Genomic DNA, 12,532 nt, shown 5'->3' on the forward strand with positions numbered 1-12,532 from the left:
CGAGCGGCAGCAACGGCCGCTACCTCAATGGGTAACGGCCGTTGCCTCGTACGTCATGGGTGTTGGTTCGGGGTTAGTTGGCCCCGGAGCGGGAGGCGATCGCCTCGAGGAAGATCTCGCCGATCTTCGCCGGGTCCTCGGCGATGAACACGCCGCCCGCCGAGGTCGGCTTCACGATGGTCTCGAGTTCCTGGCGGTTGACGCCGGTACCGATACCGACGATGACCACCCGGACCGGGCGCTTCGGGTCGTTCAGCGCCTTCAGCTTGGCCACCAGGGCCTGCTGCGAGATGCCTTCCTTGCTGTCCTCACCGTCGGTGAACAGGATGACCGAGTTGATTTTTCCGGGCTGCCAGGAGTTCTGAACGTTCTGGTAGGCCGCGAGCAGAGTGTCGTAGAGACCGGTCTGGCCGCTCTTCTTCGGAATGATCTGCTTGATCGAGTCCTGCAGCTTCTGCCGGTTCGATGAGAGCGGGCTGATCGGCACGATCTCCTTGTACGGCTTCTTGCCGTTCATCTCGGTGGAGAACAGCCACACGCCGACGGCCCACTTGTCGTCGAAGAGCGCCAGACCACCGGAGGCCGCGCCTCGGGTGACCGCGGCCCGGTCGGCGCCACCAGCGGTGGGCACCGGTTCGAGCATCGAGCCGGAGACGTCGAAGACGGCGAGCACCCGGCCGGGCAGCGTGATCGCGGCCCAGCTGCCCAGGACCTGGCTGACCGCGCTGGCGTCCAGACCGGACGCGGCGGTGCCGCCCTCCGACTTGGCACCGGCGCTGGCGCTGACCGCCGGCGATGCGTCCGGCGCGCCGAGCGGGGCGGCGAAGCCGGAGCCGGCCGAGCCGTCCGGAGACCGCAGGCCCGCGCCGGCCAGCGCGTTCTTGAACGACGCGGTCTGCAGCTGCTGACGCAGCCCGGTCGCGGCGGCCGACTTCTGCAGGTCGACCTCCGGCATGATCGCGTACGGGTAGTCGAGCGACATCGGGCTCGGGTCGAGGTAGAGCGCGGTCAGCGGGACCGGCGGCTTCTCGGCGTTGTAGGCGATCACGTCCTCCTCGGACAGCGGAGCAGCGCTGAGGCTGGTCGCGATGTCGTTGGCGTCCCCGGAGTGCGGGAACTTCTGGAGGAGGTCGTCGCGCAGCGCCGAGGCCGACTGGGCCAGCGCCTTGATCGCCCCGACCTTGGCCGCCTGGGCCTGCTGGCCGGTGCCGGCCGCCTGGCCGAGCGCGAGCAGACCGGCGAGACCGGCCGCGTCGCGAGCCGGGTCGACGACGCCGACCCGCATCTGGGTGCTGGTAGTCACCTGGCTGAGCAGGTCTTTCCAGGTGAGCTTCTTGTTGGGCCAGCCGACCTGCTCAGCGATCGGCTGAGGCATGGCCACCACGACCGGGCTCTGGGCGACCGGCTTGCCGTCGGTGGGCACGAAGCCCGGCGCCTCGGTCTTGAGGCGCAGCAGCCAGGTCGACGAGTCCGCGATCCAGACATCGGGAACCTTCACCGACTCGGGGGCGGCGCCGAGGCCGGTCAGCGTGACCTTGTGTTCGCTGGCCACGGCCGCGGCCATGGTCGCGGGGTTCACCGGGGTCACGGCGACAGCGACGCACGTCCCGTTGACGTTCGCGCCGTCCTGGATCCACTTCTGCGCGGTCTGTTCGACGGCAGGAGCGATCTCCGGTGCAGCAGCGACGGTCAACCGGACAGAGCCGGAGCAACCGGAATCGGAGAGCTGTTGGTAGCCCAGGTATGACCCGGCAAGCACGACGACGATGGCCATCGCGGCTCCAACTACGCCTGCTCCTCGGAAATTGAAGTTTCTACGATGGCGACCTGACACGCGCTCTATAGTGCGCATCACAAGAGCTGAGCGCCATATACGTTTGGCGGAAAGTTACTCGGATTAGGTCAGGTGCCCGACAAAGTGACCTTGGGTAGTGACGCCCTCTCGATCAGTGCGGGAGTCTGACCGGTTTTTGGCGATTCGTCGCAAGGGTGTTGATCGCCCTATCTCGCGAATCATCTGATGGACGTCGATGTCCAGCGCAACAGGCACGTGGGGCTGGCCTCGGCCATCAGGTCTCCCTGGGCCGCAGGGATGCCGGTCTCGGGATCGATCCTAAGCGTTGTAACGCTGTGTGACAATTGGTTGGTTACATAGAGGTGATCCCCGAGCAGGATCATGTGCCTCGGCCACTCCCCGCCGGTCGGCGTCTCGGCCACCTTCACCGCGTCGTCGCCGTCCCAGGTGAACGTGGTCACGGTGTTCGGGCCACGGTTGGCGACGTAGACGAACCGGCCGTCCCGGCCGCAGGCGATCTCCGACGGATAGGTCGGGCCGTCCTGGTCACTCACCGGCACCTCACCGGCCAGCTCCAGCGAACCGTCGGCCGCCGGGCGGTACCACGTCAGGTTGGCCGCCAGCTCGCCGACCAGCAGCAGGGTGCCGTCGGGGGCGATGCGCAGATGGCGCGGGCCGGTGCCGGGCTTCGCGGTCACCGCCGGGGCCAGCATGGTCAGGCGGCCGCTGACCGGGTCGAGCCGGGCCCGCCACACCCGGTCGGCGCCCAGGTCGGCGATCAGGATGCTGCCGCGGTCCTCGACCACCATGTGCGCGTGCGGGCCGCGCTGGCGCTCCGGGTCGGGGCCGGTGCCCTCGAGGTCGAGCAGGTCGGTGCGCTCGCCGGGAGCGCCCTCCGCGTCGAGCGGGTGCACCGCGACCGAGCCGCTGGTGTAGTTGGCGACCAGGAGATGACGGCCGTCCGCGGTGATCGACAGGTGGGCCGGGTCGGAACCCCCGGTGGGCTGGATCGACAGCGGGGCCAGCGTGCCGTCGGCGGCCACCGTGAACGCGCTGATCGTGCCGTCGGTGTCCAGCTCGTTCACCGCGTACAGAATCGGGAGCGTCGGGTGCTGGGCCAGGAAGGACGGGGACGGGGTGCGGGCCGCCACGCCGAGGCGGGTCAGAACACCCGAGGCCGGGTCGCGGCGCAACAGGCCGATGCCCTCGGCCTCCCCGCCCTTGTCACCCGTGTAACCACCGACGAAGACGAACTCAGCGTGGGAACCCATGCCCCAGATCCCACCACATCCGGGCGCATTCCTCAGATGGCTTCCGCGGCGAGTTGCCGGGCCGCGCCGAGGCAGGAACCGGTCAGCGCCAGCGGATGGTCGGCTACCAGGAAGTTCCCGCGCAGGGTGACGGTGCCGTCGACGAACGGGTAACGGTCGGTCAGGCCCAGCCGGCCGATCATCCGGGGCAGCGGAACCCGGTCGGCTCCCATCGCGGTCCGCAGCGCGGCGGCGTGCGCGGTTCCGGCCTCCGCCAGCGGCGTACGGATCCGGAACGGCGGGACGGCCAGGACGGCGTACGGGAAGGAGGCCAGGCCGCCGTCGGCGCGCCAGAGATGAAAGCGCCGGGCGGCGCGGCTGCTGTGCAGCCGCCATCCGGCGCCGGCCCGCCAGCGAGGCCAGCGCTTCAGGTGGTACGCCTCGACGGCGGCCGCCCAGCTGCGGGCCGCGCCGAGTTCCTGGAGGCAGAGCACGTGGCAGGGACCGGGCAGTACGCCGGTGCCGGGCGCCAGCATCCAGGGCAGGGCGGTCCAGTCGTGGCCGGTCAGGCCGAGCACCGGGCGCCCGCAGAGCGTGCAGTCGATCACGGTTCCCCAATCCGGTCGGCGGCCGCGCGAGCCCCGTGACCCCGCGCGACCGCCTCATCCCCCCGGATCAGCCGTTCAGGAACTCGTAGGCGGCGGCGGTGGCCTTCTGCTGGTCACCGGCGGCCGGCTCGGCCACCTTCGGCGTGGAGTCGTAACCGGAGTAACTGACCGTGTAGTCGTGGGCCTTGGTCTTGCCGGCCGCCGGAATCTTCACGACCAGGCTGGTCAGATGACCGCCGTCGACGACCGCGGTGAACGGCGCCTTGGTGGCCGCGGCCCCCATCGCCTTGAGGCCGGCCGCGTCGACGATTTCCGCGGCGTCGGCCTTGGTCAGGTCGGTGGTACCGGTGAAATGTCCGGCCGAGGTCACCTTGAGGCCGGCGGCGTTCTCCACCAGCAGCCCGACATAGCCGGGGTCCAGCTGCTGTCCCTCGTCGAAGATCGACTTGTCGGTCAGCTTGGCCTGGTCGAGGAGCATCCATTTCTTCGGCAACTTCGGCAGGCCGGCGACGTTCGGGCTGAACGCGATCCGCACCCAGCCCTTCTGGCCCAGCACCAGGAAGCCCAACTTCAGGGTGGTGCCGGCTTCCTTGATCTCCTCGGCCATGTTGACCTCGTAGGCCTTGGCCGGCCCGTCGACGACGCCGGAGATCGGAGTCTCGCTGCCCTTCACCTTGAACGTGTAGGGCGACGCGTCCACGCCGGGCACGGCATTGAGAAGTACCTCACGCGGGTCGGCGGCGGTGCTGGCGGCGGCCTCGGTCGCGGGTGTGACGGAATCGGTGCTGGTGCCGCAGGCGGTCAACGCGAAGGCAGATACGGCGGTAACCGTGGCAAAAGTGGCGAGGTGGGTCAGGCGTCCAGTAGTCATGGTCGTTCTTTCTGCGGGTGGTGTGTCCTAGCCGACGGATCACAGACTGGACCGGGGCAGCACCCGACCCGCTGCCGTTATGCTGCTGCCCTCTGCGGTTCCGCTGCCGCAGCGACGTCAGCGCAGGTCGGGGGGTGCGGGGTGGTTGGCACGGCGCTTCGCTTCGAAATCCTCGGCGAGGTGCGGGTGTTGCGCGGCGGTGTCGCACTCCCCCTCGGACCGGCCAAGCAGCAGGCCGTACTGGCCGTGCTGCTGCTTCAGGCGGGCCGCCCGGTGCCCACCCACCAGATCGTCGACGCGGTCTGGGGCGACGATCCACCGGAGAACGGCGCCAACGTCGTGCAGAAATACGTGGCCGGGCTGCGCCGGGTGCTCGACCCGGAACGAGCGCCGCGCACCCCCGGCGAATTGCTCGCCCTCACCGGAAGTGGATACGTCCTGCGCGCCGACGGCGGGGTGGACGCCGATGACTTCGCGGCCGCGATCACCCGGGCCGAGGCCGAGCAGGCCGCCGGGCAGGCCGCCGCGGCCGCCGGGACGCTGCGCGCCGGGCTGGCGCTGTGGCGAGGCGAGGCGCTCGCCGGGCTGACCGGACCGGTCTTCGACGCGGCGCGCACCCGGCTGGCCGACGCCCGGGCCACCGCCTGGGAACGCTGGGCCGAGCTCGGGCTGGCCCAGGGACAGGCCGCCGCACTGATCCCGGAACTGGCCCGGCTGATCGAGGAATTCCCGCTGCGCGAAGGGCTGCGGGTGCAGCAGATGCTGGCCCTGCACCGCACCGGCCGGCAGGCCGAGGCACTCGCCTTCTTCCAGAACACCCGGGAGTTCTTCCTCGACGAGGTCGGCGCCGAGCCGGGCGAACGCATGCAGGCGGCCCATCTCACGATCCTGCGGAACGACGTCCCGGTCTCGCCGGCACCCGTCCCGGCTCCCGTTCCCGCTCCCCGGCCCGCGCCACCCGCCGCACCCTGGCCGGTTCCCACGCCGGTCCCGGCCCCGATGTTCATGCCGAGCGTGGCCGGCTACATACCGCCGCGCCGAGGCCCACAGACCGCCTTGGAGATCGTCTTCGCGGTGATCGCGCCGCTGTTCACGTGCGGCGTGGCCGCCTGGGCCTACCTGCTGTACGCCGGGATCCGGCGCCGCAGCCCCTGGCACATCCTCGCGGCCGGCGTCTACTTCGCGCTCTTCGTGACCGGGTTCATGGTGTTCGTCTTCATCGACCCGTTCGGCACCATGGCCACCATCGACAGCGACGAGATGACCACCGGCGACAACATCGAGATGTTCTACTTCGTCGGCCTGATGCTGGTGGCCACCGTGCACAGTTCGATCGTGGCCATCCGGGCCGACAGCATCCACCGGCGCGACCAGGCCCGGCAGTTCGCCATGTTCGCCCCCGACCGGGCCCGGGAGGTCGGCATCGGCCGGCCCGACCTGCAGATGCGGCTGATGGACGACGGCGGGCTGCTCGATCTCAACCACATCGGCGGGCTCGAACTGGCCCGGGCGACCAAACTGCCGCTGGGCCAGTGCATGGCGATCGAGCAGGACCGGCAGGCCCGCGGCCTGTTCTATCGCCCCGACGACCTGGTGAGCCGGGGGCTGGCCGACGCGCGTACCGTCCGTCGGCTCGCCGCCCGGCTCATCTGTCTCCCGCCGGGGCCGGCGCCGGCCCCGGCGATGGTGGCGTGGCCGCCACGCTGATCAGCGGGAGCCGGCCGCGGTCAGCTGGCGGCGAGCCACGTATTCGACCAGTTCGATCAGGACGTTGCGGGCGCCCAGCGGCTCGCGCGCGTCGAACAGCACGACCGGAACCCCCGGGTCGAGGTCAAGCGCCCGGCCCACCGCGTCGGCGGCGAAGCGCTGCTCCTCGAAGCAGTTGACCGCCACCACGAACGGCGTGCCCCGCTGCTCGAAGTAGTCGATCGACGGGAAGCAGTCGGCCAGCCGCCGGGTGTCGGCCAGCACCACGGCACCGAGCGCACCCTGCGACAGCTCGTCCCAGAGGAACCAGAAACGGTCCTGCCCGGGCGTGCCGAAGAGGTAGAGCTGCAGGTCCTCGGTGATGGTGATCCGGCCGAAGTCCATCGTCACGGTCGTGGTGGTCTTGCCCTCCACGCCGTCGACGCTGTCCGCGCCGGGGACGCCGGTGAGGACCTCCTCGGTCTGCAGCGGACGGATCTCGCTGACCGACCCGACCATGGTGGTCTTCCCGGCGCCGAAGCCACCGGCAATCAGGATCTTGAGCGCGACCGGGATGCGCGACGACGCGCCGTTACGGTCAGAGCGCACGGAGTCCATTGACAACCGCCTTGAGTACATCGACGTCGTGCGGCCGGGAGGCCGCTTGAGGTTCGTGCATCGAGATGAGCCCTGCCGAGCGTAGATCACCCAGTAGGACCCGGACCACGCCGACCGACAGGTCGAGGGTCGAGGCCAGTTCGACGACCGGGATCGGCTCCCAGGCGGCGGCCACGATGGCGTCGTGTTCCGGCTGCAGCCGGGCACCCTGATGGTTCACGGGTGCGGTCGCCACCACGAACGCCAGCATGTCGATGGCGTCGCCGGTCGGCGACACCCGGCCCTGCGTCACCGCGTAGGGCCGCACCACCGGGCCCGCGTCGTGATCGAGCCAGTCGTGCGCGAGGCCGGGCGAGTCAGCCGGCATCGGAGGGTGCCACCGCGGCGCGTTCCGGCGCGCTCATGCTCTGACCCACCCGGGTGACCAGCATCGCCATCTCGTAGGCGATCAGGCCCAGGTCGGCATCGCTGGCGGCGAGCACGGCCAGGCACGCGCCCTGGCCGGCGGCGGTGACGAAGAGGAAGGCCGACTCCATCTCGACCACCGTCTGCCGCACCGGCCCGGCCCGGAAGTGCCGGCTCGCGCCCTTGGCCAAGCTCTGGAAGCCGGCCGCCATCGCCGACAGGTGTTCTGCGTCCTCCCGCTTGAGCCCGGCGGAGGCGCCCATCAGCAGCCCATCGGCCGACAGCACCACCGCCTGCTGCGCGGTGGGCACCCGCTCGACGAGATCGTCGAGGAGCCAGGTGAGGTTCGCGCTCTGGTTGGTCGTCTGCGTCACTTTGTGTCCTTTTCCGGCCTGGTCACAGGGTCTTGCTCGGAGTTTTCGGTGCGGTCGCCGGCCGCGCCGTTGCCCCGGCGTGCTGCTGCCTCCCCGTTGGCGATCGCGACGTTCACGATCGCCGGGAAACTGACGGTAGCCGCATCCGCGAAGGATGGACCGCCGGGAGATCCCCCGTTGCCCTCTTTCTCCGGCTTCGCGCGATCTTCAGATGAAGAGTCGCCAACGAATTTGGAAGCTTCGATACGTCCGCGGGTGGTGCCCAGCTGCAGAGCGCTCATGATGCTGCGGATCTGCTCGGGCGAGCGTAGCGGGACGGTCGGCTCGTCCGGCTCGACCTCGACCGGGTGCCGCAGCTGGGGCGCCAGGTTGGCCTGCCGGACCCGCTTGGGCAGACCGTCCTCGGTGGCCTCCGCCTTTGGCTGCGCGGGCGGGGCCTCCGCCGGCCTCCGCTGCGCGGGCGGGGCCTCCGCCGGCCTCCGCTGCGCGGGTGGGGCCGATGTCACCGGGGCGATGCCGCGTTTCCGGCCGGCGCCCGGCTTCGGCAGGGCCTTGGTGGTCTCGCCGAGATCGGCCGGACGGCGCACCCGGCGGCGCTGCACCAGACCGTCGGCGCTGAGCCCGTCCGCCACCGAGGCGGGCACCGGCCCGCCCGGCACGGCCTCGGGGCTCTCCCGCTGGGCCGGGATCCGCGGCAGGTCGGCCTCGGGGTGCGCGACGATGCCGTTGATGGTGACCGGCTGCCCGGTGGCGGTGAGCTCGCGCAGCTGTTCGGTGCCCTGCCACTGCAGCTCGGCCAGCGAACTGCGGGACGGGTCGGCGCTGCCGGAGCCGACCAGCGGGCGGTCCGGCCCGGCCGGCAACTCGGCCGGGCCGGGACCGGTGACCACCAGCTCGCCGGGAACCAGCACGATCGCGGTCACCCCGGCGTACGGCGACTGGCGCAGCGAGACCCGGATGCCGTGCCGGTTGGCCAGCTGGGCCACCACGAACAGGCCGAGCCGGGCACTGTCGGCCGGGTCGAAGTCGGGCGGCTCGACCAGGCGCCGGTTGGCCTCATCGATCGCGTCGTGGGTCATGCCGAGGCCGCGGTCCTCGATCTCGATCGCGTAGCCGTTGGGCAGCACCTGACCGGAGACCTGGACCCGGGTGTGCGGCGGCGAATAGGAGGTGGCGTTCTCCAGGAGCTCGGCGAGCAGGTGGATGACGTCACCGACCGCGCGGCCCAGCACCGCCGACGACTCGATCGAGCGGATGTCGATCCGCTTGTAGTCCTCGACCTCACTGATCGCGCCGCGGACCACGTCGATCACCGGGACCGGGTTGCGCCAGCCGCGGCCGGGGGCGGCACCGGCCAGGATGACCAGGTCTTCGGCGTGCCGCCGCATCCGGGTGGCCAGGTGGTCGACGCGGTAGAGGTCCTCGAGCTCCTGCGGCTCGGTCTCCCGGCGCTCCATCCGGTCGAGCAGGGCGAGCTGGCGGTGCAGCAGCGTCTGGCTGCGCCGGGCGATGTTGAGGAACACCTCGTTGAGCCCGCGCCGGACGTTGGCCTCCTCGACCGCCGACTGCACGGCGGTCCGCTGCACGTCGTTGAACGCGTGGCCGAGCTGGCCGATCTCGTCCTTGCCGTACACCAGCGGGGGCGTCTCGACGTCCACGTCGACGTTCTCACCGCGCTGAAGGCGGCGCACCACATTGGGCAGCCGCTCGGTGGCCATCTCGAGCGCCTCGCCGCGCAGCCGCCGCAGCCGACCGACCATCGACCGGCCCACCTTGACCGACACGGTCACCGAGACGACGAAGGCGATCAGGCCGAGCAGCGCCGCGAGCAGCAGCTTCAGGATGATGGTGAGGGCCAGCGAGGAGGCCCGGTCGGCGAGCGTGTCGATCGCGTCGTTCTCGAAGTCGCGCAGCTGCTGGCCGGACTTCTCGTAGGCCGGGTGCCAGCTGTCCGCGCCGACCGGCGAGAGCTGACCCGACCGGCTCTGCACGATCAGCCTGTCCATCATGCGGTTGAGCTGGACGAACGCGTCACCGGCGGCGATTTGCTGATATTGCGCGCGGCTGGCCTCGGGCATGTCCTCGACGCCCTGGGCGAGCAGGAACCGGGCGGTGCCCACGTCCTGCACCAGAGCCATCCGCAACTCGTCGGTGAACTGACCGGTCACCGTGACCGCGGCCAGCAGCGAGTCGACCCGGCTCAGGTATTCCTGGCCGCGGCCGACCGTGGACAGCGCGCGGATCCGCCGGTCGATCTCGTCGTCGGGGAAGGTGGCGGTGGCCGCGAACATGTCGAAGCCGGACTGGATCATGCCGTTGTAGAGGTTTTGTGCGCCGAGCGGATCGAGTTCCCGGCGGTCGACGTGCCGGCGCTGCGCGGGCAGCGTGTTGATCTCGGTGAAGACCTGCTCGATGCGGTGGCGCAGGGTCTCGCTCGAGTCGCGCCAGGCGTCGCCGCCCTCGGCCGCGGTGCGGAAGTCGCTGATCGCCCGGTCGGTGGCGGTGCGCTGCTGGCCGAGCAGGCCGACCGAGGCGCTCGGGTCGGCCAGGAACTGCACCGTGAGGCGGCGCTCCCGCTGCAACTCGCCGATGATGACCTCACCCGGGTTGCCCACCGTGTTGGCGAGCGTGCGGGCGGCGAGCAGGTTGAGGGCCGGCCCGGCGGTGAGCGCGGTCGCGAAGATCCACAGTGCGAGCAGCGCCACGAGCGGAACCGTGACCATGGTGATGATCTTCGAACGGATCGACCAGTTGCGGGTTCTCATCAGGCTCCGCCCGAAGGGTTGACAGGTCGCTGGACGTCACCGACCGCGTGCGCCTTCGCGAGAATACGTAAATCCTTCAACCGGAGCTACCGTCAACCAATAGAAATATGTGTTAACTGTCCTAATTGTCCAGGGAGATTGGCATCTCGGAGAGCGCGCTCCCACAGTCGTTCATGTGACAGACCCGCAACATCCCGCTACGGATGAGCGGAAAGGGGATTGACGACCGGCAGTGAGTGGGAATACCGGCGGTGAAGAAGGAGGAGGCCGATGTCCCCCACACTCACCATCGTCCTGATCATCGTCGTCCTGGTGGTCATCGCCGCGATCGCGTACGGCGTGCAGGCCGGCAGACGCAAGAAGCTGCAGAGCACCTTCGGGCCGGAGTACGACCGTGTGGTGGCCGACACCGGCAACCGCACCGAGGCCGAGAAGGAACTGCGCGAGCGAGAGAGGCGGCACGCCGAGCTGGAGCTCAAGGAGCTCAGCCCGGAGGCGCAGGCGGAGTACCGCACCGCGTGGGAAGAGGTTCAGATTCAGTTCGTGGACAGCCCGTCCGAGGCCGTAGGCACCGCCGACGAACTGGTCACCCGGCTGATCGCCGAACGCGGTTACCCCACCGGAGAGTACGACGAGCAGCTCGGCGCACTGTCGGTCGAGCATGCCAGCACGTTGCAGCACTACCGCGACGCGCACGAGATCAGCGAACGGAACACGGGTGGCGCGGCCAGCACCGAAGACCTCCGCCAGGCCCTGGTGCACTACCGGGCGCTGTTCGCCGACCTGCTCGGAACCGCCGCGGTATCGACGAATCCTGGTACTACTACAACCGTTCCCGAAGAAGCGCCGGCGCCCGCTCCCCGGACGGCCGCCGACATCGACGCCGCCCCCGACAAGAGCCGCTGAGGGAGTCATCTGCCATGAAGTTCTTCTCCAACGAGGCCAAAGAGAACGACCCCGGTTACGACCGCTCGGACGTGGCGACGTCCGAGCCGGTAGCCGTGCCGCAGCAGCGCGCCGGCTCCCCCTGGAACGACAGCCCGGGTGACTCGGACTTCCACGAGCCGCAGCACCGCGACCCGTCCTCCGACTCCGATTCCGACTCCTCCACCGAGGATGACCGGCCGACCGACAGCGTCACCACCGACGACGAGGTCGCCGACCAGGAAGACCGCGACCGGACCGACGAGGAGCCCGAGGTCGAACGGCTCTCCGACCCGATCACCACCACCTACGGCCCGGACGGCGCCGTGACCCACTCGGACGACCCGGTCACCGAGGACGAGACCGACTCGTCGCTCAAGGACGAGGAGTTCGACCGCCCCGAGGCGGCCACCGACGAGCCCCTCTCCGACTCCGACTCCGACTCCGACCGCGACGACCCGGACCGGGACGACGAGACTCTCGTCGACTCCGATCGCGACGGGGAGCCGGATGCCGTGGTCGAGGAGCCGCCTGCCGACGAGCCCTTGGTCGAGGAGCCGGTCGCCGAGGACGAGCCGAAGTCCGAGATCAACGGGGCGCCGGTTGCCGTCGACCCCGAGCCGGTGCCCGCCCTCGACACCGAGGAGACCCCGGTCGTGGCGGCCGTGCCCGTCGGCGCCACCCCCGGCAGCGTGCCGGCGACGCCGCTGGATCGGCTCTTCACCGACGGCGACTCGTTCGCCGAGCGGTTCCGGGACATCCAGCTGCGCTTCGTGGACAGTCCCAAGGAAGCCACCGCCGAAGCGGCCACGCTGGTCGGCGAGGCCGTCGACAAGCTGACCTCGGCGCTGAACTCGCAGAAGGAATCCCTCGGCGGCGAGTCCGACGACACCGAGCAGCTCCGGGTCCAGCTGCGCGGCTACCGCGACCTGCTCAACCGGTTGACCGGCCTCTGACCGTCGCAAGCAAAGAAGGGGAGCCCTCGGGCTCCCCTTCCTTCGTTTCCGCGTTGCGGCACCGGCCGCGACCCGCTTCCCGGTCGTGCCGGTCGCCGCCTGATCGTCACTGCCGTTTCACTGCCGTCCCACTGCCGTCGCCCTGACCAGCAACTTTGCCCAGCGAAGGGCCGGCCCCAAGCGGGAGCCGGCCACACGATGCCGCCGGGCAGGTCAGCCCCGCGCTTCGCGCGGCTCGCGCCACGATGCCGCAGGGTGGGCCAGCTCGCCGCGATGCCGC

Annotated in this window: 11 protein-coding genes; 3 read left to right on the forward strand and 8 right to left on the reverse strand. The window is 70.4% G+C overall.

What is annotated here, in order from left to right; all coding sequences use genetic code 11:
* Positions 1-73 precede the first annotated feature (73 nt).
* From Ate02nite_RS08295 to Ate02nite_RS08310, 4 genes are all read right to left on the reverse strand, one after another.
* On the reverse strand, positions 74-1,774 hold the full coding sequence (locus tag Ate02nite_RS08295) for a VWA domain-containing protein (protein ID WP_203801665.1): 1,701 nt from the start codon (positions 1,772-1,774) through the stop codon (positions 74-76).
* Positions 1,775-2,013: 239 nt separating this feature from the next.
* Entirely contained in the window at positions 2,014-3,066 is a 1,053-nt protein-coding gene (locus tag Ate02nite_RS08300) for a lactonase family protein (RefSeq protein ID WP_203801668.1), read from the reverse strand.
* Between the two features lie 32 nt (positions 3,067-3,098).
* Positions 3,099-3,653, reverse strand: coding sequence for a hypothetical protein (locus tag Ate02nite_RS08305; protein WP_203801671.1), 555 nt, complete (start codon positions 3,651-3,653; stop codon positions 3,099-3,101).
* A 67-nt stretch (positions 3,654-3,720) separates the two neighbouring features.
* The gene (locus Ate02nite_RS08310; RefSeq protein WP_203801674.1) at positions 3,721-4,524 is read right to left on the reverse strand and encodes a hypothetical protein; all 804 of its coding nucleotides are present in this window, start codon (positions 4,522-4,524) and stop codon (positions 3,721-3,723) included.
* Between the two features lie 141 nt (positions 4,525-4,665).
* Between Ate02nite_RS08310 and Ate02nite_RS08315 the strand changes: the two genes are divergently transcribed.
* Positions 4,666-6,231, forward strand: a complete 1,566-nt coding sequence (locus tag Ate02nite_RS08315; RefSeq protein ID WP_203801677.1) for an AfsR/SARP family transcriptional regulator — start codon at positions 4,666-4,668, stop codon at positions 6,229-6,231.
* On the opposite strand, the gene Ate02nite_RS08320 is transcribed toward Ate02nite_RS08315, so the two are convergent.
* Genes Ate02nite_RS08320 through Ate02nite_RS08335 form a run of 4 tightly spaced genes read right to left on the reverse strand, consistent with a single transcriptional unit; the run spans position 6,232 to position 10,372 of the window.
* Complete coding sequence (locus Ate02nite_RS08320) at positions 6,232-6,828, reverse strand: GTP-binding protein (RefSeq protein WP_203801679.1); 597 nt, start codon at positions 6,826-6,828, stop codon at positions 6,232-6,234. It abuts the gene before it with no gap.
* A complete protein-coding gene (locus Ate02nite_RS08325) occupies positions 6,809-7,195 on the reverse strand; it encodes a DUF742 domain-containing protein (protein WP_203801681.1) in 387 nt (128 codons plus the stop codon). Before Ate02nite_RS08325 ends, Ate02nite_RS08320 begins: the two co-directional genes overlap by 20 nt.
* Positions 7,185-7,607: a roadblock/LC7 domain-containing protein gene (locus Ate02nite_RS08330; protein WP_203801683.1), complete on the reverse strand. Its 423-nt coding sequence runs from the start codon at positions 7,605-7,607 to the stop codon at positions 7,185-7,187. Before Ate02nite_RS08330 ends, Ate02nite_RS08325 begins: the two co-directional genes overlap by 11 nt.
* The gene (locus Ate02nite_RS08335; protein WP_239147225.1) at positions 7,604-10,372 is read right to left on the reverse strand and encodes a sensor histidine kinase; all 2,769 of its coding nucleotides are present in this window, start codon (positions 10,370-10,372) and stop codon (positions 7,604-7,606) included. The genes Ate02nite_RS08330 and Ate02nite_RS08335 overlap by 4 nt, the downstream gene beginning before the upstream one ends.
* Positions 10,373-10,642: 270 nt before the next feature.
* On the opposite strand from Ate02nite_RS08335, the gene Ate02nite_RS08340 reads away from it, so the two are divergent.
* Both Ate02nite_RS08340 and Ate02nite_RS08345 read left to right on the forward strand, forming a co-directional pair.
* Entirely contained in the window at positions 10,643-11,278 is a 636-nt protein-coding gene (locus tag Ate02nite_RS08340) for a hypothetical protein (protein WP_203801685.1), read from the forward strand.
* 14 nt (positions 11,279-11,292) lie between these two features.
* Complete coding sequence (locus Ate02nite_RS08345; RefSeq protein ID WP_203801687.1) at positions 11,293-12,252, forward strand: hypothetical protein; 960 nt, start codon at positions 11,293-11,295, stop codon at positions 12,250-12,252.
* Positions 12,253-12,532: the final 280 nt, after the last annotated feature.

Source organism: Paractinoplanes tereljensis (genome assembly GCF_016862435.1).
Classification (GTDB): domain Bacteria; phylum Actinomycetota; class Actinomycetes; order Mycobacteriales; family Micromonosporaceae; genus Actinoplanes; species Actinoplanes tereljensis.